Source organism: Brevibacillus sp. FSL K6-2834 (assembly GCF_038592925.1).
GTDB lineage: Bacteria > Bacillota > Bacilli > Brevibacillales > Brevibacillaceae > Brevibacillus > Brevibacillus borstelensis.
In genome coordinates, this window is the sequence record NZ_CP151945.1 from 4844412 (window position 1) to 4864144 (window position 19733).

Below are 19733 nucleotides of genomic sequence, written 5' to 3' on the forward strand. Positions count from 1 at the left end.
TATGTGGGCAAATACAGGTGGTGACCCAAAATGCTGGCCATGCGACAGCCGTTACACCGGGGGGATTTCCGGTTCAGGTCCCGGCGTCATGTACTCCACCAAGGCCTGTTGAAGCGTTCCTTTCATAATAGCTTTACTGTCAAACGATATTCCGTTTCTGATCATGACCTTTACGATTTCCGGGCGCATACCGGTGATGACACCCTTGCAGCCCATCATCGCTATGCCTTCGAGCAGGTGCAAGAAGCGTTCCATCACGGCTATCTCCATTTCGGCAACGCCGGAGAGGTCCAAAATCAGCACCTCGATTTTATTCGTGCAGCCAATCTGCGTAATGACTTTATCCTCAATTAAAGAAAAACGATGGCTGTCTATCGCTCCTACCAGCGGCAAAATGCACATGGCAGGCTTTAACGGAATGAACTGGACAGATAAATAGTCGACGAGTTCTCTCTGCTTCTGAATAAGCTGCTCCTTGTAATCGGAGTAGCTGATAAAGAAATAATTAAGGAACCGATCGACCAACTCATTGATTTGTTTTTCCAGCGAGTAGAAGTTTTCCCGGCTGCTCTCGAAATTCTGCAGCTTGTCATAATTGTACAGGAAATCCCAAAGAACCCTGCGGATGGATTGCACCCACTCGAGCTTGAACGCTAATGTCAGCGAATGCTTGGCCCAGACAACCCCTTCCTGTCGGGCGAAGGAAATCACATCGTGCTCGCGGCCATCGACGATGTAAAGGACCAGCTTGTGAGCGTTCGCCAGCAAGTTGACGTTTCCCACCTGCTGTATTTCGTGTATTTTCTCCTTGACGTTGACCGCCTCAGCCAGCAAGCATTGTTCGAATTCGTTCCGATTTTCCAGAAAGAAATCCCGCAGCTCCTGGCCTGCTGTTGAATGCAATTTCAATTCAATCACTCCACGAGTTAACCTTGTTGATTCCTTGGGGATGCTCAGCGTGAAGCGTGTACCCTTTCCTTCCTCGCTGTAAACCTGAATCCTGCCTCCATGTTGATGAATGACAGAAAACACTTGGGTCAGTCCCATCCCGGTCCCGTCGACTTTTGTGGAAAAGAAAGGGGTGCCCAGCATAGACAGCTTTTCCTGCGGAATTCCCGTTCCGGTATCCTCGATGGAGATAACCACTTGCTCCTCTTCCACCTTGTGTTCAATCGTGATGGCTCCCTTGTCCGGAATCGCTTCAAAAGCGTTTTTCAGCAGGTTGAAAAATGCTTTTTTAAGCTGATTCTTCCGTCCATACACGCAGGCGTCCGTATTGTGAATTTTCTTTCTTATCTCCACGCGATACAATTGGTCCTGAAAAAGATGTACCAAGGATTCCAGCTCTACAGAAAGATTAACGGACTGTATGGACTCCTCCTCCAGATCGGGCTTGGCTACATGCAAAAGGTTTTCAAGCGTAGCCAAAGCATTCTGCAGTTCCGATTGGGCAATGTCAACGTATGTTTCATTCGGCTCCTCCTTGAGCAACTGCAAAAAACCCTTTACGGCTGTCAGCGGGTTCTTTACCTCATGTGCAATCCCTGCGGCGATTTGCCCTACTGAGGCTAGTTGACTGATGTGCACATCATTTTTTACACGATGCGTTTCCATGAAGTTCACGTCCTGCTCCTTTCCCCAGCTTGTGAGAGAACTGTTTGCTCCCTTTCTTTCGTTGGATATTTTTTCATGGGTAGTTCTTCTTTCTTTTAAAGCTGGGCAATCTCCTTTTAAATTTGTCGAATTTGTCCCGTTTTTAAACAGGAGAGGCGACAGATAAACGGAATTTTCGTGCAATAGGAGCTGCGAGCACTGACCCCTTCTTCATACAATTGCGGCCTTTTTGTTCCAGGCATAAAAAGGACCGGAGAAGTTTCCGGTCCCGATTTGCAGGAATAGGAGGCTCCTTGTCAGCCCCTTCCTTCGCTGTCTTATTCAACGGCTACGTAAATCCGAACGACTGCATTCTGCGGATCAAAGTCACGGGCATCGTACAATTCAAAGTCTCCGGTAAAGGTACGGCGCTCCTGTGAAGTCGCAGACCATTCCCAGATGCGCTTCCACGCTTCGGTCACGACGGCGCCGACCGGCCCTCTCTCCGAGGTAAAGACGGCATACTTCGCGGCCGGTACCGAAATGACCTCCATCCCCTCTTCTGCCTCGCCAGCTTCCGACTCATGGCCGATCAGCACGGTATATTCGCCAGCCGCTCCATTTTCGTAATTCGCATAAAGCGTGTAGGTGAGATGAGGGTTTTTGACTGCTTTCGCCCGTCCGCTTACATCCGTGGTGAAAAACCGTTCCCACAGGCCCGGAATTTTTCCTTCTCCCCGTGCTTCCCGCTCATTCGTCGTCCTGGCAGCAATCCCCTTTATGTACAAAGCATCCTGAAAAACATAGGCCGGTTCCATCCCAATTGCTCCCTTCATTGTCTCTGTCTTTACAAACACATTTTACGGGTAGAAAGTTGACAACTGGGTGTCATGTTTGATCAGCCAATTCCCGTTTTTTCCGGAGGCGCTTGCACCTGTATATCCCTATGCTTCTTTTTTCTGTTTCCCCTGGTAGCACATGCACGTCACAATATGGTCGTTTACCATTCCGACGGCCTGCATGAACGCATAGCAGATCGTGGTTCCCACAAACTTGAATCCCCGCCGCTTCAAATCCTTGCTCAGCCTGTCGCTTACCTCTGTGGAGGCGGGCACCTCGCTCATCTCTTTGAAATGGTTTTGGACCGGTTTCCCGTCCACAAATGACCAGATGTACGCACTGAATGAACCGAATTCCTCGACAACCCGAAAATACGCCTTGGCGTTTGCAATAACAGCGTTGATCTTCAGCTTGTTTCTGACGATGCCTTCGTTTTGCAGAAGCTCGTCTATTTTCCGCTCGTCATACTTGATGATTTTTTCGGGCTCAAAGTTGTCGAAAGCCTGCCGGTAGTTCTCTCTCTTTTTGAGGATTGTGTACCAGCTCAGCCCTGCTTGCGCGCCTTCCAGATTCAAATATTCAAAGAGCAGACGGTCGTCGTAGACCGGAACGCCCCACTCCTTGTCATGGTATTCGAGGTAAAGCGGATCTTGTGTCACCCACCCGCATCGGTTCATCTGCCTGTCCTCCTGTTTTCACCATTGCAAACAAACGTTCGCAATCCGTTTCTTCTATCATATACCGGAGCCGCTTGTTTATCAATCTCTTCGTTTCGCTCCATCGATTACCTTAGGTAACACCCGTTGTTCAAATCAAAGGTAGCGCCAGTATAATTCCTCCCCTTTTCAGACAGCAGAAATACAACCGTGTTTGCCACATCGACAGGCAGCACCGGGGACTTGATCAGCTCGTGCTCTCTGTATTCGTTCTTTCTCCACACAGGCAGCTTGTCCATCATCGAGGTATCTACCAGTGTGGGTGCTACGCAATTCACCCGGATATACGGCGCAAAATTCATCGCACAGCTTTTGGTCAGACCGACTGCGGCCGCCTTTGACAGACCGTATACGGCATCAGAGCTTCCTTCCAATCCCGAAACGGATGACAGGTTCACAATGACTCCGGCTCTTTTTTGATCAAGCAGCATTCTCCCGAACAGCCTCGAAAAGTAGATGAATCCCTTTATGTTTACGTTGATCACCTGGTCGATTTCATCCACGTCATAATCGAGGATGCTTTTTCCCAGATAAATGCCGGCGTTGTTGACCAGCCCGTTGATTGCGGGATGCCGTTCGCTGGCCCAGGCGAAAAAGCTTGCAACCTCCTCGTATCTCGTGACGTCCAAAGTGTATACGTCCAGCGCGTCCGAGTTGATAGATTGCTTGATTTCCGCAAGCTTCTCGCGATTTCGGTCGCAGGCGATTACGTGGGCATTCTCTTGAATGCATTGTATGGCAATTTCAAGCCCGATGCCTGAAGCAGCGCCCGTAACGATAATGGCTTTCTCTTTCAGCAATGTCGGCTTCCTCCCTTTGCGGAATCAGGAATCTGAATATCCATGCATATCATCCTTGTGCATATGAACATGCTGACGAATTGCCAAGCTTCAACAAGTTCGTTACCATACGATGGAATTCTCTTTAAAATTTACATGTTTCATACTGTCTGTATTCTAATATAATTCAAAGAATAGTTTACTATCATGAAAACTGATTCTTTTTCATCTTTTTCTTCATTGAAAATGATGATGTTTCATGAAATAAACGAATGGAGATTACTCGCTTATGTCCACCGACTCGAAGATCCTGAAAGCCTTGTTTTTCATTCAACTGCTTTCGTCCTTTCTGGTCGTCGCCGGTCATTTTACCGCTTCCGTGCTGGACTTTACCGATCCCTTCTGGGTGCTTGCCTTAAACCAGATCAGCCGCTATGGCACAGTGCTTTTGGCCATCGTGAGCGGATACATGACCGCCTATACGCTTGAAAAGAAAAAGCCGGGCTTTTGGCAGTTCTTTTCGGGAAAGCTCACCTACATCTACGTGCCGTTCCTGGTGTGCGGCGTCTTGTATCATTACTTGCTCAATGACGTGTGGCCTCGCACTTCCACAGATTTTTTCAACATCTTTCTGGGAAAAACGGGCGGCCACCTGTATTTTGTGTTTATGATTTGCCAGTACTACCTGTTCGCCTACCTGTTCCGCAATGTGATTACCAAGAAAAACATCCTTTTTCTTATTTGGGTATTCATGGCGGTTCAATATGTGTACATTAATTACCTCCACCAGGGGTGGCTTGGCTTGACGACTCGCCATCTTCTCCCGACGTGGATCTTCACGTTTTATATCGGCCATCTGGTGTACTGGTATCGGGAAACCATCTTTGCTTACCTGCAAAGGAAACAGTCCTACCTGATTTTGTTTACAAGCGTCTCCGTCATCAGTGCTGTCTTTTTCATCCTATCCAGCAAAATGTATGTGGCGGTTCATCTGTCCTTTGTGATTGCGACACTGATTACCTTTTTGGTCATGGTCGTCTTCTTCCTGGAGCTGGTCGACAAGGTACAGCTCAAGTTTCGCAAAGGTCTTACCTATTTTATCTACCTGTTTCACTCGGCCTTCCTCATTCTCTACAAGGAATGGCTGAAGGATCTTTTCGGAAATGACGTCTCGTGGCTGTTCAGCAACACGTGGTATTCGCTGATGTATTTGCTCGTCGTCTACGCGAGCACGGGGCTTGCTTCCATCCTGCTGGTGCAAATTACGAAAGGCATTGAGAGCCTCATCAAGACGAGGTGGCGGGTCATTCGGGAGAGATATGAATAAGACGACAGCCGAAAAAGGCATCCAAGCTGATGAAGTGACCCCAAAAAGTTAGACAGTCATTTTAATTAAGCAGCAAGTAAGGTTTGAGTTCGGTATTGCACTGGACTCAAGCCTTTTAATTTTGCCTTGATTCGTTTGTTGTTGTAGTAATCGATGTATTTTGCTAACTCTTGTTTAAAATGTTCAATGTTTTCAAACTCCTGCATATATAAAAATTCCGATTTTAAGATACCAAAGAAGTTCTCCATTACAGCATTGTCATAACAGTTTCCTTTTCGTGACATACTCTGCGTAATGTTCTTTTCTTTTAATGCCTGTTGGTACTTGCTCATTTGGTAATGCCAGCCTTGATCCGAGTGAATAAGCAGCTCGTCTTCATCTGTTAGTCGTTTAAAAGCTTGGTCCAGCATCGTTGAAACAAGAGAATACCTTGGTTTTGAATCAATCGTATAGGCGACAATTTCTCCGTTAAATAAATCTAACATTGGCGATAAATAAAGCTTTTCGCCAAATAATTTAAACTCCGTAATATCCGTTACCCACTTCTGATTTGGCTTGTCTGCGTGGAAGTTGCGATCCAAAATATTCGGCGCCACCTTTCCAACTTCCCCTTTATAGGAGCGATATTTTTTCATCCGAACCATGCTTTTTAAGCCTAACTGTTTCATCAATCGCTGTACTTTTTTATGGTTTACCTGATGTCCTAGATTCTTGAGTTCATCCTTAATACGACGGTATCCGTAGCGTCCTTTATGTTCATGGTAAATCGCCTGAATTAATGTTTTTAATTCAGCATGTTTATCTGGACGGCTGAAAGTTTTTACATAGTAATAATACGTACTTCGTGGAATACCCGCGAGTTTAAGTAGCGCTTTTATAGGAAATTCGGTCCTTAGTTCAAATACTACTTGCGCTTTGTCTTGCTTTGTAATTTTTCCTTGCTTTGAACTAAGGCATTCAACTTTTTTAAGTAAGCATTCTCCATGCGTAAACGCTCTAATTCTTCCTGCAGTGCCTCGACTGATCCTTCAACAGGTGTTCCTTTCTTGTGTCTCTTCTTCATGGCTGGACGCCCCTTTTTCTTTGAAATGAGAGCGTCTATTCCTTGTGATTGAAATTGCATTCTCCATTTTCGAATCAATCCAGGAGAGGTGATTCGAAAAATGGCGGCTGTTTCATTCGGAGACGTCCCATAAGTATTCATATAATTGAGTACGTCTAGTTTAAACTGTACCGAGTAACTTGTATAGGATTTTACAAAGGCTTTTTCACCCTGATGCTCGTACTGCAACACCCAGTTTCTCACCATATAGTCAGATGCACCAATGGACGCTGCGATCGAAGCATAACTCTCCACACCTTCTAAGTATCGTTGAACCGCAGCTAACTTAACATCCCCACTAAATTTAGTCATAAAAAAACTGCACCCCCAACTGTTGAATATGTCCAACAATTGGGGTGCAGTTCATGATTGGGTGCCTTTTTATATATTTTGGTGTCCCTGCTTTTTTGCTTTCACTTTCTTGCTCTCAGAAGCAGTCTTCGCTATCCGGGTGCATGGCGGGCTGAGGATGAAATTGGTAGATGCTCAGGTTGATTGATTTTCCGCCGATCACCTCGACCCCTTCCCCTTGCAGCAGAAGCATTTGCATGGTCCGGGATTCCTCTTCCTGCAAGCTGATCTTCCCTTCCGCGTTTATGACGCGATGCCACGGAAGGCGATGCTTATTGCTCATGGAATGGAGGATTCTGACGACCTGCCTTGCCCCCCTCGGACTTCCGGCTAACGCGGCAATTTGCCCATAGGTCATCACTTTCCCCGGAGGAATACTGCGGATGATTGCCACCGCTCTTTCTGTGAATGGCCGCATGCTTTTTTCTCCTTTTCTACTGCCGGGGAAGCCACTGGCAGGTTTGTCCAGTTTCCCCTCTGTTTTTGACAGAAAATTTATGCTACGCTACTCGGTAAGCAATCCTACCCATACTAACGGGATTGCCATCCTGGTTTTTGAAAGGAGCTGAATGGTTATGAGCACATATTTGAACACTCGTTACGATACAAATCATCACCACTTGTCATTCTGCAGGGGGATGCATACCCATTGACTCCCCCCATTTCAGGAGGAGGTACTGCATGCAGCGGAAAACGGCATTGCTTGTCATTGACGTACAAGTAGGAATTGTCGAAGGACCCGAAATCGGTCCGGTTTTTCAAAAGGAAGACGTTTTGCAGACCATAACGAAACTGATTTCCACGGCGAGAAGCCAGTCCATACCTGTTGTTTATGTTCAAGATTTGGATGTAGCCGCCCAAGACTCGGCCGAATTTCAAATACATCCCGAGATTGCGCCGCTTTCCGGCGAACTGGTCATCCGAAAAAAAGCAACAGACGCGTTTCAGCTCACGGAATTGCACAAAGAACTTCAAGCGCGGGAAATCAACCATCTGGCAGTCGTCGGTTGCAAGACGGAATACTGCGTAGATACGACGTGCAGAAGGGCGACCACCCTCGGATATGATGTGACACTGGTGGCAGACGCCCACTCGACGACTGGCAACGATGTTCTTTCGGCAGAGCGAATCATCGCTCACCACAACGCGCTGCTGCATGGTCTGGACAATGTCAGCGGTTTTGTCATGGTGCGCCATTCAGGCGAAAACGTTTTTGAACCGACCCACGATCAGTATAGATAAAAGCGAATGAAACAGCAAACCCCTCCCGACAATGCTGGGACTCGCCCGCTTGTCTGGAGGGGTGTTTTTCTATCGTGGGATCTCTATATGAATGTTGCGTCCGTACTCTGAACGTGTGGCAAACTGAATGTACCCGGCCCTCCGAAAGGCATTGGCCATCGGTTCGTTATGCACGTCGGTATCCGCCCGAATAGGAGTGACCCCCGCTTTCAGCAGGATGTCCGTTCCCCGCCCAAGAAGCTGATGGATGTATCCGCGTCCTCTTTGCTCCGGCATCACGCCGATGTAGCCGATCGTAGCAAAGGCAGGGCTTTTCGCGGGCATCACCAATCCGATGCATTCATCGTCCTGGTTATAGGCAAGCTGCCACCAATGCGGATCATACACCAGCTGCTGCAGGTCCTGAAACAATTCCAGCGCTTGTCCCCTTGCTCCCAGGCGCTCACTGTCATGCAAAATGCGACGGTCCAGCGTTCCTTCAGATACGCGCATGACAGCTTCGATAAAGACCTCGTTGCCCACTTCGGCGAGCGAGCGAAAGGAGAGACCTGCAGGCACGGGAATGTCTGCAATACCCGGCTTCCACTCAAAGCGACAGGTCTCCCGCTCCAGGCGAAACCCCATCTCTCTGAGCAGCTCCCTGCGCTCTGTCGGAAACGTCTGCCACTGGGGGGCCAAAGGAGGAGTATCCAGCACATGCCCCACTTCCTTGACTCCCATGCCGCGCAGGGCTTCCAGCGCTGTTTGCAGCAGTTCTTTGCCGAGAGAAAGGGAATCCTCACTATCCCATGGAATATCGAGCAATACCAAGTCAAGCGGTTTGTCCAGCTTGGGCAGTGTCCAAAATGCTACACGTCCCCGCAGCCGGTTCGCTTCCTCTATGACAAAGCACCATTCCGGGCGCATCGAACCGACTGCGATCATCTTTTCTACGTAACGCTTTACCTCCTGCACGCGGGCCGGATCGCTATTGCCTACTCCTGCGAAATCGTCACTCTTCCGGTCTGATCGGGCGCACTGCGGCCACTGTCATTCGCTTCCCTCATTCCTTTTTATAAAAACGGGTTTTGAAACCGAATTTATGTAACCACCAAAATAACTGTTAATAGTTACAAGCTGATTGTATCACAACCCATCCCAGCCCGGCAACCACATTTTCCCAGCGCCTTTTTGTTCATTTCGCGATCCGACGCGATCCAACAGAATGCTGCCCCTTCTTAACCGAACAGTAAACTGGTTTTGCTTCTCACTTCGCCTCAAGAAACCACACTTTGCTAATCACCTGATCGTTGACCTCATAAATGGCCAAGGCTTCAAATGCTCCGCGATTGTCTCTTCCCGTAATTTCCTCGCGGTCGATGACGTAATTGGAATAGCAAATGCGATCTTTGATAACGCAATGGTTGTTCGGATTTTCCTGGAACATTTTCGCGTAACGTTCTGTCAGCGCTTTTTTTCCACTGACCAACACATTTCCGCTCGGATGCTCCATGATCAAAACATCCTCGGCATACGTGGACACAAATCCCGCCAAGTCCTGGCTGTTGTAGCAGAGCAGCTGCTGCTGCACGATTTCCTCCGGCGTTTTGTTCTTGTGCACAAAAAAGCCCCCCTGCAATGTCTTTCTTATCGCGGCCTGCGGTCATGCAGCCAGTCCTTGCCTTCCACCTTGCCTACGGAAGCCATCAAGACGGAGAGATGCTCCTGGCCGTCAATTCCCAAATATTCATTCATTTCTTTGTCGAACCAGTGGCCGATCGTGGACACGCCCAATCCCAGGCCATTTGCCGCGATATGCAGATTCTGGGCAACGTGGCCGGCATCCCACCAAATGTACCGGTACGCCCGTTCCCTGTATTTATGCCGTGTACGGTTGACCACTGCCGTCCACACGAAATTGACAGCCGCCCGGCGCGTCATTTCCTGATTCTCCGTCAAGGCATAAGCCGTTTCAGACACGTCCTCCAGCTTTAACCCTTCCAGGCACCACTCTTCCACATCCAGGTGATACAATCCTTTTTCCAAGCCCTCGACGTTGTTTACGAGCAAATAGGTCTCGATCGGATACAGCGCTCCCGCGGAAGGGGTCGCGCGGATTTGGTAATCGCCCATGTCGGCGGTGATGCCTTGGGTTCCCCAGAGCAAAATGTTCAATTCATTGAGTGTCATCGGTTCACACAGGAAATTCCGTCTGGAACGCCGATTCTTCATCAGCTCCCAAAGATCCGGGGACGGGGGCAGCTCTCTTGGTCCCAAAGGTATGCGGACTACCGCATCGTCATACCGCATGTAAGTAGGCGGTCTTTTGTCAAAGTCATATTTGGCGGCCCAGCCTTCCTCCAGATCGCCGACTGCGTATGAGGTCGCCTGTAAAAATTCGTTGCATATTCTTTGCCATTCCGGATGCATGGTGTTCTCCTCCTCTTGTGCTTGCGACTGTATCTCGCTAAAATCGAGTATACGAACAACACAACCATTAGTAAAACGATGTTTATTAATATAATTCATTAGATTTTACTAATAATTCAAGGAGAATCCCTATGACACTGGCCCAATTGCAAGTGTTTATCGCCGTGGCCGAAGCGAAAAATTTCACGAAAGCCGCTGAATCTCTCGGTTTTACACAATCGGCTGTCTCTCAGATGATTCAAAGCCTGGAAAAGGAACTGGGCGTTCCTCTGTTTCACCGCAGCCGAAAAGGGGTCGCCACGACCAACATCGGGGAGAGAATGCTGCAGCATGCAAGGGAAATGCTGCGGATCAGCTCGCGCATGCAGCAAGAGGCAAAAGCGGCGCAAGGGATCGAGACGGGTACGCTGCGGATCGGTTCCATCCACAGCGTGTCCAATAAAATTTTGCCCGGCTTGATCGGCTCATTCCGCAAGCTGTTCCCCCAAGTGGACATCGTCTTGTTTGAGGGGGAGTATGAAGAGGTAAACAGTTGGATATCCGGCTCTGTCGTCGATGTCGGCTTTACCACCGTGCCGGGAAAGGATATGGAGTCATACACGCTTGCAACCGACAGAATGGTCGTGGTTGTCCCCGATGACCATCCGCTGCGGAGCGAGCCGTATCTCACTTTCTCCCACATTCGGGACAAGTGCTTTATTATGCCGAAGGACGAATGCATCAAAAAGCTGCTTCACACCAACGGGCTTGCTTCCACCGTTGCTTTTGAAGTCCGGGACGTGACGACGATTCTGGCCATGGTGCAGGAATGGGTCGGGGTCACGATTGTTCCGGAGCTCTACTTGCCGGAAATGCTGCCCAAGGTAGTGCCCGTCCCTTTGTCTCCCACGATTACGAGGGAGCTGGTCATCAGTACCCGCAGCTTTGATTCGGTCTCGCCGATAGCGGCAGAGTTCATTGTGCACAGCCAGCACTACATCAAGCAGCGAGCCGTCGCGATTTAAAAAAAGATCTTGCTCCTGAAAACAGGCAGCAAGATCTTTTCTCTATTAGATATCTTCTCCATCAAACTCAATATCGTTGTTGGAGGCATCTCCGGAGAAGTCGTAAAGGTTGTCATCGTCGTAGCTGTCGATAATTTCACCTTCGATGTCTGCATCGTCAAACTCTTCCCAGATATCGTTGCAAATATCTTTCACCAGGCGTCTCAATTCGCTCTTAGTCAAATCGTCAAAATCATCTTGGTATTCGTCGAGGTCAATCTCAATGTCAACAGTAATTTCGTCCTCGTCGCCGCCAAGCGTAATTTCCCAATCAAGACCTTTGTAATCGCCGTAATCGTCATTCAAATCGGTTTCCAGATCATCGATGCGATCATCGACATCGTCGTCCTTGCTGCTCTTTCTGTCTTTAAGGTCGTCGATTTCATCTTCCAGATCGGCAATTTTTGCTTCCAGATCTTTGATTTTCGCGTCCTTCGTTGCGACTTCCGCTTGCAGAGCGGTTACGCGCGTATCCGGGCGGTCTTTGACATCAATTGTGTAAGTCGTTCCATTCCAAACGACGTCCTTGTTAAAGACGTTGGCCATCATCCGCACCGGGATATAGGTGCTTCCATTGACGATGAACGGCTCGATGGTCGTTGGAACATTTACACCGTTATACATAACTTTGATATTATTGTAGCTAGCCTGCACATTCTTTTTTCCGACAGCCGCATCCGTGGTGACCGGCAAGAAAGTCGCACCCGCGAGTACTACAGACGACAAGATCGGTACCCATTTTTTCTTCCACATACTACATCTCTCCCATCGTATTTTTCTGTGATGCAAAGCATTTATTTCCAATATTCAGTTGACTGGTGGCTTCACCAAAGCTTAATCGCTTTCCCTGCTACTACTGATGCTCCCGCCGGTATGTACTTTCGCGGTGCTTCCCGCATACAGTGCCCTCATCGTTCGTGGCCAAAGCATCATCTTTTACTGTACCTGTGAACGGTGAAAAAACGGTGAAATTCTGCGCCCTCTTCCAACTTTTTTTCATTCATTTTTCACGAAAATACGGTAACATGATCGCATAATGGGTTATGTGAAAAAGGGGTGGAAAGCCGTGCACATACTGGTAGCAGAAGATGATCTGATGCTGGGTCAACTGATTGCCCATCTCTTGAAGAAAAAAGGCGGATATCAGGTAGAGTGGCTGACAACAGGTGACGATGTCTGCGAGTACGCTTTGAAATCGCACTACGATGTCCTGATCCTCGACTGGATGCTGCCGGGAGAGGAAGGCGTGAGCATCTGCAGCCGATTGCGGAAAGAAGGCTATTCGGGGGCTATCATCATGCTGACCGCCAAGGATGCGCTTGAGGACAAGATTAACGGATTGGATGCCGGAGCCGATGATTATTTGATCAAGCCTTTCGAAATTGATGAGCTGCTCGCCAGAATTCGGGCTGTCAGCCGGAGAAACTTCGCTCCGATCCAGGAACAACTGGTCGAGCTGCAGAATATTCGCGTGAACCTGACACAGCGCACCGTTTTTGACGGAGAAACAGAGGTTTACCTTACTCCGCGGGAGTTTCAATTGCTGGACTTGCTCATCCGCAATAAAGGCCAGGTATTGTCCAGAGAATTGATCTACGACCGGATTTGGGGGTACGAGGCCGACGTCTCTCTGAAGACGATCGATGCCACGGTCAAGCTGCTTCGGAAAAAGCTAAACTGGAATAGCGAAAAGGACTACATACAAAGTATTCGCGGGGTGGGATACAAGCTTGATATCTGACTGGTTTTCACGCACTCGTCTTCCTTGGAGAAAGGACGTATTTGTCCATACCCAGACCAAGCTGGCCTTTCAGTACAGCATCGTCATCATGATTTTTCTCTCTCTTTTCATTACGATTGTCTATTTTTGGTCCACTTCGCGATCTTTTTTGAACAGGAAAGACAACTGTACACCATCACCGAGCAACAGGCCCAGATCATCAAGGAATCGCTGCCGGATGAAAACCTCGACCAGCAGGATCTCGATGACCTGAGCACCATTCGCGAAAGCGGCAGGCAATTTTTTTACTATTACATAAAACCGGATGGGAAGCTCTTGTTTGGAGATGCATGGAACCGCCGCTTGCAGCCGGAACTGCTGAAGCTGGTACAAGACTGGACACCCGGCATCCGGGAAGTCCGCTACGAGACCATGACGATCCCCACTCCTCCCAGCAACAAGCGGGGGACCAATGCTTCTCCGAACAAAGTAAAGGTAAAGAACAAAGAGGCGGATCGCGAAATAAACCTGATGATTACCGGCCAGCGCATCTATCATGGCAATGAATTAGCCGGAACGCTTTATACGGGGCGCGAAATATCGTACACCTACGAGCTGATCAAAAGGCTCCTGACGATTTTGATCGTATTGGGCATCCTGTTTCTCGGGGTTGCCGTCCTGCTCAGCTACTTTATGTCCAAACGCGCCATGATCCCGATCCGGCAATCGTTTCAACGGCAAAAGGAGTTTGTCGCTGACGCCTCTCATGAACTGCGGACACCGCTCAGCATTCTGAACTCCTCGCTGGACGTGTTTGAAATGGAAGACGGCGAGCACCTCTCCGACTTTTCAAAGACCGTCCTGGTCAACATGAAGGATGAAGTAAAGCGGATGGCCAAAATGGTCAGTGATCTGTTGACCCTCGCACGTTCGGAAACGGATCGCCCGGCTCTTACGGTTGAGCGGTTTGATCTGGTCCCGACAATCGAGCAGCTGGTGAGCTCCACAGGGCCACTGGCGCAATCCAAAAACATCAGCCTGCATCACCACATGCCCTCTATTCTGATCGTGTACGGCGATCATGAACGAATCAAGCAGCTTCTCTACATCCTCGTGGACAACGCGATCAAATACACGCCGCCAGGGGGAGAGGTGCACCTCACTGTATCTGTTGAAGCACGGGAGAAGCAAACCATGATTCTCATCAAGGTACGGGACACCGGCGTCGGCATCGCGCCAGAGGATGCGGAGCGCATTTTTGACCGCTTTTACCGGGTTGAAAAAAACCGTTCCCGGAAGATGGGAGGAACAGGTCTGGGACTTGCTATCGCCAAGTGGATTGTGGAAATCCACCAAGGCAGCATTCATGTCTCCAGCGTTCCGGGCCAGGGAAGCACGTTCACCGTGGCGCTTCCGATTTCTACAAGCAAGAGCGCAGCGATTTAGTCCGCTGCGCTCTTTCCGTTGTATTTTCGAAAGCATCCACTGGCTCCCGTTATTTCGCTAACAAAACTGAGTCAGATCAACAACTCTGGTGCACAGCCGGTTGATCAGGCTTTTCTCGTGGCTTACCACGAGCACGCCCATTTCTTGCTTGCGGGCATAGTCCAGCACGGCGTGCCAGATTTGCGCCTGGGTGATCCCGTCGAGCATCGCTGTCATTTCATCGGCGATCAAAAAACGGGTTTGCGGCCGGAGCGCCCGCGCTACACAAAAGCGCTGAAGCTCCCCGCCGGACAGCTCGTTTGGCCAGCGGCTGAGCCACTCCTCTTGAATGCCGAGAGCCGCCAGCAGCTGTTCATCCGGCCCCCCGCCCTCCGCAAGCGTTTTGCGCATCCTCCAACGGGGATTGACCGCTTTCTCCGGGTGCTGGAATACAAGCTGGACAGGATGGTACCCGGTTGCGGGGAGCGCTTTGCCATCCAGTGCAACGCTGCCCTCATGCGGGCGCTCATACCCGGCCAGGATGCGCCCCAGCGTTGTTTTTCCGCACCCGCTCGGACCGATCAGACCAACGACTTCACCCGAACGTATTGCAACGCTGACTCCCCGGAGGACCCACTGATTTTTGCTGTATCGAAACCCGATCTCACTTGCTTCAAGAAGCATGGATACACCTCACCATCCCCTCGCGAACCGCTCGCATCTCCGGCCGTCCTGCCGTACATTCGGGCGTAGCCATCGGACAACGAGGCTGAAACAGGCAGCCCTCGGGAAGCGCACTGGGATGCGGCTGAAAGCCCGGAATGGGCGCAAAGTCGTTTTGCGGAAGCGACCTCCACAGCGCTTTTGTATACGGATGGCGGAGCGCTTCGCCACCTCCGGAAAAGTCCTGTACAGGTGCGACCTCGACCGTCGTGCCTGCGTAAAAGACGGCGATCCGGTCTGCGATTTCAAGCGCCGTTTCGATATCGTGAGTGATGAGCAGCACGCCGCGCCCCTGATCAGCCAGCTCCCGAAAGCAGCCGAGTGTTTCCCGGACAGCGGCATCATCGAGACCCGGCGTAGGCTCATCCGCGATCACAAGCCGGGCACTGCTGACCAGCGCAGTGGCTACCAGCACACGCCGTGCCATGCCGCCGGACAATTGAAACGGGAGCAGCCGCTCCACTTCCGGCGCCAGGTTGTACCGGGCAAATGCCTCGCGCTGGATTTTGCGGGCAGCTGCACGGTCTGGAGAGCTCCCCCTCGCAATCTTTGCAGCGTTCCGCACCTGTTTGCCCACCTGCATCAGCGGGTCCAAATAGTTGACGGATTGCGGGATGAGCGCGATCTCCCGTCCTCTGATCGCTTCCTGGTACTCGGCTGTAAGCTTTTGGCCCGCAAATCGGATCGATCCCGAAATAGCAGCATTGCCCGGCAGTATCCCGAGTATGGCATGGGCAAGCAAGCTTTTTCCTGATCCGCTGGAGCCTACCACGGCTACAATTTCACCAGGGCAGACGGATACGCTCAAATCCGCAATCACCTTCAGGCTGCTCTGCCGAAGGCCGCTCGTATACTGCGCAAATGAAATGGAGAGCTCCTCCACCTCAAGGATCGGTTTGCTCTTCGTCTGTGTTGGCACGTACATCCTCCTCTCTTATCCCGCAAACCGGTCGGGCAACTGTTACTGATGGGCACGATGCGGGTCGGTCAGCAGCCGGAGATTGTCGCCCAGCGTATCGAAGGCCCGCACGATGATGAGCAGGGAGATTCCCGGAAAAAACGCCAGCCACCACATTCCCGAAGTCAAGTAGCGCATCGATTCCGAAAGAATGATGCCGATTGCCGGCTGGTGGGGCGACAGTCCAAAGCCGAGGAAGCTGATCGACGCCTCATGCAAAATGGCGTGGGGAAACAGCAGCACCAAGCCGACAAGCAGCTGCGGAAACAGATGCGGCAGAATATGGCGGCTGGCCACCCACCAGCGTGATTTGCCCAAACGGCGGGAGATTTGGACATACTCGGCGGACCGGAGCTGCATGACCTCAGCCCGTATGATCCGAGCCAGGCTTGGCCAATGGGTCAGCGCGATTCCAGCCACTACCCCTTTCAATCCGCCGCCCAGTGTAAACGAGATCAAGATAAGGGCGACCAGATGCGGAACGCCAAGGAACAAGTCGATCAGCCAGCTAATGGCGGCATCGACAGCCTTGCCCATCGTGGCCGCCAGCATGCCCAGCACAAGCGCAATGGCGGCACTGGCTGCAGCGGCGATGACACCCACGCCGATACTTATGGTCAACCCCTTCAGCGTCCTCGTCAGCATATCCCGGCCGAGGTGGTCTGTACCAAATGGATGCTCAAGCGACGGCGATGCGTTTCTTATGTCCAAATTGGTGGAGAGCCGCTCCTCGCCCAGCGTCAATCCGCCGACAACTACACCAATCAACAAGATGGCGGAACAAAAGGTAGTGATCAGGGTTATTTGCCTGCGGTTCACGCCGATTCCCCCTTTCTGATCCTCGGATCAACCACGCGGTAGATAATATCGGCCGCAAGATTGCCGACGAAAACGAGGAGGGCGCTGAAAATGACGATGCCCAATAGCAGCGGTACATCGCTGCGCAATCCGGCCTGAACCGTGGCCTGTCCAAGGCCGGGGTAAGAAAAGACCTGCTCGGCCAGTACCGTCCCACCAATCAGCTCACTGATGGAAGCAAATTGAATCGAAATGGCGGGCAAGGCGACGTTGCGCAAGCCATGCCGCCAAAAGAGCTGCAGTCCCTTTTCTCCCCTGGCCCGGGCAAACAAAATGTAATCGCTGGCCAAAACGTCCACGAGCTTCTGCCTCGTATGCAGCGCAACATTGGCTACGCCGAGAATGCTCAAAGTCAACGCTGGCAGGATGAGATGATAGATGCGGTTTGCCAGTGTTACATCATCGGCAAGCTTTCCCGCCGGCACTCCCAAGCCGACCGGAAACCAGCCGAGCCAGACGGCAAATACCATGACGAGCAGCAGCCCCAGCCAAAATGCCGGTGTCGAAGCCAGCGTAAAGCAGTACCATTTGATCAGCCGGTCCGCCCAGGTGCCCTGCTTCATTCCGGCGACAGCCCCGAGCGCAAACCCCAGCACACCGGACAGCAGCCAGGCCGTACTCATCAAGGCCAGCGAAGCCATAAACCGTTCTCCGATGACCTCCGCTACCGGACGGCGGAAAATCATTGAGGTCCCCAAATCTCCGTGCAATACAGCCGAGCCCCAATGCAAAAACCTCTCCAGGGGCGGCTTGTTCAGCCCCCAGTACTCGGCGATCATTTCTCTCTGCTCGCTGCTTACCCTCGTCATATCGGCTCCGACATACGCCTGCACCGGGTCCAGCGGGGAGTAGCTCACCAGCCAGAATGAGAGTATACACAGGGCAATCAGCAGTGCAGCCATTCGCAGCAGTTTTTTCAGAATAAAAGGTACCAGGCCCATTTGCTGTCACCCAAACTCCTCTTCTCTTTGTCTTTACTTCTTCCAGGACCATTCGACGATATTGTCGGTAATCGGCCACCCATGACCGTGCGGCTGAATTTTCGGCTGCCCGATATCAAGCCCGTCCCGTACCAGATACAGGTGCTGACGGTTGACCAGCCAGGCCCAGGGAGCGTCACCCTTGGCACTGAACCCGGTTTTTCCGTCCCACTGCGCCTTTTTCCAGTAGCCGAGCGCTTCTTCCTCTGTCGTCGCTTTCAGCGCCTTTTCCATGTATTCATCAACAGCCGGGTTCGCATAAAAACCTGTATTGTACCAGCCAATGCCCGCTGTTTTGCTGCTGTACAAATTGTACATCTCCAGCGGATCGTAGCTGCCCCAGCCGAACAGCACCGCATTGGAATGCATCATGCGCGCGATGTCATCCCAGCTGCCGCCTACTACTTTGATATTGATTCCGAGCGGCCTGATCATATCGGCTGCCGCGATGGCGAGCGATTGGCGCGATTGATCATCAGCCTGATAGACGAGCGTAAACTCCGCCTTCAGATATCCTTTCTCCAGAATGCCGTCTCCATCGGCATCCTTCCAACCGGCCTCGGCCAGAATTTTCCCTGCTTGGTCGAAATCAGCATCCTCAATCACGGTATCCGGGTTCCACCACGGCATGCCGTCCGCAACCGAGTATGCGGGCGTGCCGAAACCATCAAAAATGCCTTCCACCAGCTTTTTGCGGTCGATGGCGATATTGATCGCTTTCCGGATAGCGATATCTGCGGTCACGTCATTGCCGACCGGAGCTCCGTCCTTGGTCGCTCCGCCTGCCTTTACGACCGGGAACAGAATCCCGCGGTTATCCACGCTGTTTACCGTGACCAGATGCATGCCCGGCACTTGCTGCTTGGCGGCATTCGGCAGCACGAACGCCATGTCCACTTCCCCCGCTTTGGCAGCGGCATACGCGGCATCTTCCTTCAGGAAAAGGAAGGTCAATTTTTTAAAAGCGGACTTCGGTCCGTAATATTCCGGGTTGGCCTCGACGATCAGCTGCTGGCCCGCATCCCATTGGACGAGTTTATAGGGTCCCGAGCCAATCGGCTTTTTGGCATAGTCCTCGCCATGGGCGTGTTTGGGAACAATCCCGGTGGCGACGAGTATATTGACAAATGTTGATTGCGGATGGACGAGCGTAAACTTGACCGTAAACGGGTCGACAGCCTCCACGCTTTTCAGCACGGTGAGATCAATAACCGATCCACTTTTGGAAGCTGTGTCATAGGTGTACGCCACATCGTCCGCCGTCAGCGGCTGGCCGTCAGAGAATTTTACATCGCTCCGCAGCTTTACCGTCCAGACCAAACCGTCATCGCTTACCTCATAGCCTGTTGCCAGGTCGTTTACGATTTTCAAATCCTTGTCGCGTTTCAGCAGGGTGCTCTGGAACAGCGGCGAGCCGTAACGTCCCCAGCCTGTGGTCGGGTCAAAGCCATCCTCGGGCTCATAGCCGATCGCCAGGATCAGCTCATCTTTTTTCTTTTCTGCCTCAGCACCCGTCCCTTGATTTTTGTCGGGTGCGCAGCCCGCCGCAAGCAGAAGAACCATCGCCATTATCGCCGCGATTGGCTTTGCGTACCATTTTCCAAGCATTCTTTTCTCTCTCTCCCATTCAGCAAGTAAATTTGTATGGAATCATCAGAATTTGGCCT

General features: G+C 51.1%; 20 protein-coding genes. 5 read left to right on the forward strand and 15 right to left on the reverse strand.

The window, feature by feature from the left end; genetic code table 11:
• Positions 1-51: 51 nt before the first annotated feature.
• The 4 genes from NST96_RS23610 to NST96_RS23625 form a co-directional block, all read right to left on the reverse strand.
• Positions 52-1614 carry an ATP-binding protein gene (locus NST96_RS23610; protein WP_342404853.1) on the reverse strand — a complete coding sequence of 521 codons (1563 nt, stop codon included), beginning with the start codon at positions 1612-1614 and terminating at the stop codon, positions 52-54.
• Positions 1615-1931: 317 nt separating this feature from the next.
• Complete coding sequence (locus NST96_RS23615) at positions 1932-2411, reverse strand: GyrI-like domain-containing protein (protein WP_311068036.1); 480 nt, start codon at positions 2409-2411, stop codon at positions 1932-1934.
• 126 nt (positions 2412-2537) lie between these two features.
• Positions 2538-3110 carry a DNA-3-methyladenine glycosylase I gene (locus NST96_RS23620; protein ID WP_003390068.1) on the reverse strand — a complete coding sequence of 191 codons (573 nt, stop codon included), beginning with the start codon at positions 3108-3110 and terminating at the stop codon, positions 2538-2540.
• Positions 3111-3217: 107 nt separating this feature from the next.
• Positions 3218-3949, reverse strand: a complete 732-nt coding sequence (locus NST96_RS23625) for an SDR family oxidoreductase (protein ID WP_251237848.1) — start codon at positions 3947-3949, stop codon at positions 3218-3220.
• Positions 3950-4217: 268 nt separating this feature from the next.
• Between NST96_RS23625 and NST96_RS23630 the strand changes: the two genes are divergently transcribed.
• Entirely contained in the window at positions 4218-5255 is a 1038-nt protein-coding gene (locus NST96_RS23630) for an acyltransferase family protein (protein WP_003390072.1), read from the forward strand.
• 65 nt (positions 5256-5320) lie between these two features.
• Here the strand turns inward: NST96_RS23630 and NST96_RS23635 are convergent.
• A protein-coding gene (locus NST96_RS23635; protein ID WP_155808037.1) for an IS3 family transposase occupies positions 5321-6669 on the reverse strand; the annotation gives its coding sequence in 2 pieces (ribosomal slippage) (positions 5321-6225 and positions 6225-6669; 1350 coding nt in all).
• 115 nt (positions 6670-6784) lie between these two features.
• Positions 6785-7126 (reverse strand): MGMT family protein, encoded by a 342-nt coding sequence (locus tag NST96_RS23640; protein WP_122957823.1) that lies wholly within the window; start codon positions 7124-7126, stop codon positions 6785-6787.
• Positions 7127-7389: 263 nt separating this feature from the next.
• On the opposite strand from NST96_RS23640, the gene NST96_RS23645 reads away from it, so the two are divergent.
• A complete protein-coding gene (locus NST96_RS23645; RefSeq protein ID WP_342404859.1) occupies positions 7390-7950 on the forward strand; it encodes a cysteine hydrolase family protein in 561 nt (186 codons plus the stop codon).
• A gap of 69 nt (positions 7951-8019) precedes the next feature.
• On the opposite strand, the gene NST96_RS23650 is transcribed toward NST96_RS23645, so the two are convergent.
• From NST96_RS23650 to NST96_RS23660, 3 genes are all read right to left on the reverse strand, one after another.
• Positions 8020-8904 carry a GNAT family N-acetyltransferase gene (locus NST96_RS23650; protein ID WP_342404861.1) on the reverse strand — a complete coding sequence of 295 codons (885 nt, stop codon included), beginning with the start codon at positions 8902-8904 and terminating at the stop codon, positions 8020-8022.
• A 292-nt stretch (positions 8905-9196) separates the two neighbouring features.
• Positions 9197-9550, reverse strand: coding sequence for a nuclear transport factor 2 family protein (locus NST96_RS23655; RefSeq protein WP_003390076.1), 354 nt, complete (start codon positions 9548-9550; stop codon positions 9197-9199).
• A gap of 26 nt (positions 9551-9576) precedes the next feature.
• Positions 9577-10359: a SagB/ThcOx family dehydrogenase gene (locus tag NST96_RS23660; RefSeq protein WP_031931704.1), complete on the reverse strand. Its 783-nt coding sequence runs from the start codon at positions 10357-10359 to the stop codon at positions 9577-9579.
• A 131-nt stretch (positions 10360-10490) separates the two neighbouring features.
• Here NST96_RS23660 and NST96_RS23665 point away from each other — a divergent pair, with 131 nt between their 5' ends.
• Positions 10491-11363 carry a LysR family transcriptional regulator gene (locus NST96_RS23665; protein ID WP_024985226.1) on the forward strand — a complete coding sequence of 291 codons (873 nt, stop codon included), beginning with the start codon at positions 10491-10493 and terminating at the stop codon, positions 11361-11363.
• Between the two features lie 45 nt (positions 11364-11408).
• Here NST96_RS23665 and NST96_RS23670 read toward each other — a convergent pair whose 3' ends face one another.
• Positions 11409-12155: a stalk domain-containing protein gene (locus tag NST96_RS23670; RefSeq protein WP_338463195.1), complete on the reverse strand. Its 747-nt coding sequence runs from the start codon at positions 12153-12155 to the stop codon at positions 11409-11411.
• Between the two features lie 313 nt (positions 12156-12468).
• Here NST96_RS23670 and NST96_RS23675 point away from each other — a divergent pair, with 313 nt between their 5' ends.
• Together NST96_RS23675 and NST96_RS23680 are read left to right on the forward strand one after the other, a co-directional pair.
• Positions 12469-13143 (forward strand): response regulator transcription factor, encoded by a 675-nt coding sequence (locus NST96_RS23675; protein ID WP_003390081.1) that lies wholly within the window; start codon positions 12469-12471, stop codon positions 13141-13143.
• A gap of 126 nt (positions 13144-13269) precedes the next feature.
• On the forward strand, positions 13270-14568 hold the full coding sequence (locus tag NST96_RS23680; protein WP_342404866.1) for an ATP-binding protein: 1299 nt from the start codon (positions 13270-13272) through the stop codon (positions 14566-14568).
• Positions 14569-14625: 57 nt separating this feature from the next.
• On the opposite strand, the gene NST96_RS23685 is transcribed toward NST96_RS23680, so the two are convergent.
• The 5 genes from NST96_RS23685 to NST96_RS23705 are packed head-to-tail and all read right to left on the reverse strand — an operon-like array spanning position 14626 to position 19674.
• The gene (locus tag NST96_RS23685; RefSeq protein WP_003390084.1) at positions 14626-15231 is read right to left on the reverse strand and encodes an ATP-binding cassette domain-containing protein; all 606 of its coding nucleotides are present in this window, start codon (positions 15229-15231) and stop codon (positions 14626-14628) included.
• Entirely contained in the window at positions 15221-16189 is a 969-nt protein-coding gene (locus tag NST96_RS23690; RefSeq protein ID WP_342404867.1) for an ABC transporter ATP-binding protein, read from the reverse strand. The genes NST96_RS23685 and NST96_RS23690 overlap by 11 nt, the downstream gene beginning before the upstream one ends.
• Before the next feature lie 42 nt (positions 16190-16231).
• Positions 16232-17047, reverse strand: coding sequence for an ABC transporter permease (locus NST96_RS23695; RefSeq protein WP_342404868.1), 816 nt, complete (start codon positions 17045-17047; stop codon positions 16232-16234).
• On the reverse strand, positions 17044-18027 hold the full coding sequence (locus NST96_RS23700; RefSeq protein ID WP_024985224.1) for an ABC transporter permease: 984 nt from the start codon (positions 18025-18027) through the stop codon (positions 17044-17046). The genes NST96_RS23695 and NST96_RS23700 overlap by 4 nt, the downstream gene beginning before the upstream one ends.
• A 33-nt stretch (positions 18028-18060) precedes the next feature.
• Positions 18061-19674 (reverse strand): ABC transporter substrate-binding protein, encoded by a 1614-nt coding sequence (locus NST96_RS23705; protein WP_342404869.1) that lies wholly within the window; start codon positions 19672-19674, stop codon positions 18061-18063.
• Between the last annotated feature and the right edge of the window lie 59 nt (positions 19675-19733).

Excerpts from the sequence above, each read along its gene's own strand:
- NST96_RS23685 (WP_003390084.1), bottom strand. The coding sequence starts at position 15,231 with ATGCTTCTTGAAGCAAGTGAGATCGGGTTTCGATACAGCAAAAATCAG.
- NST96_RS23610 (WP_342404853.1), bottom strand. The coding sequence starts at position 1,614 with ATGGAAACGCATCGTGTAAAAAATGATGTGCACATCAGTCAACTAGCC.
- NST96_RS23630 (WP_003390072.1), top strand. The coding sequence starts at position 4,218 with ATGTCCACCGACTCGAAGATCCTGAAAGCCTTGTTTTTCATTCAACTG.
- NST96_RS23700 (WP_024985224.1), bottom strand. The coding sequence starts at position 18,027 with ATGGGCCTGGTACCTTTTATTCTGAAAAAACTGCTGCGAATGGCTGCA.
- NST96_RS23665 (WP_024985226.1), top strand. The coding sequence starts at position 10,491 with ATGACACTGGCCCAATTGCAAGTGTTTATCGCCGTGGCCGAAGCGAAA.
- NST96_RS23670 (WP_338463195.1), bottom strand. The coding sequence starts at position 12,155 with ATGTGGAAGAAAAAATGGGTACCGATCTTGTCGTCTGTAGTACTCGCG.
- NST96_RS23640 (WP_122957823.1), bottom strand. The coding sequence starts at position 7,126 with ATGCGGCCATTCACAGAAAGAGCGGTGGCAATCATCCGCAGTATTCCT.
- NST96_RS23620 (WP_003390068.1), bottom strand. The coding sequence starts at position 3,110 with ATGAACCGATGCGGGTGGGTGACACAAGATCCGCTTTACCTCGAATAC.
- NST96_RS23645 (WP_342404859.1), top strand. The coding sequence starts at position 7,390 with ATGCAGCGGAAAACGGCATTGCTTGTCATTGACGTACAAGTAGGAATT.
- NST96_RS23660 (WP_031931704.1), bottom strand. The coding sequence starts at position 10,359 with ATGCATCCGGAATGGCAAAGAATATGCAACGAATTTTTACAGGCGACC.
- NST96_RS23615 (WP_311068036.1), bottom strand. The coding sequence starts at position 2,411 with ATGGAACCGGCCTATGTTTTTCAGGATGCTTTGTACATAAAGGGGATT.
- NST96_RS23705 (WP_342404869.1), bottom strand. The coding sequence starts at position 19,674 with ATGCTTGGAAAATGGTACGCAAAGCCAATCGCGGCGATAATGGCGATG.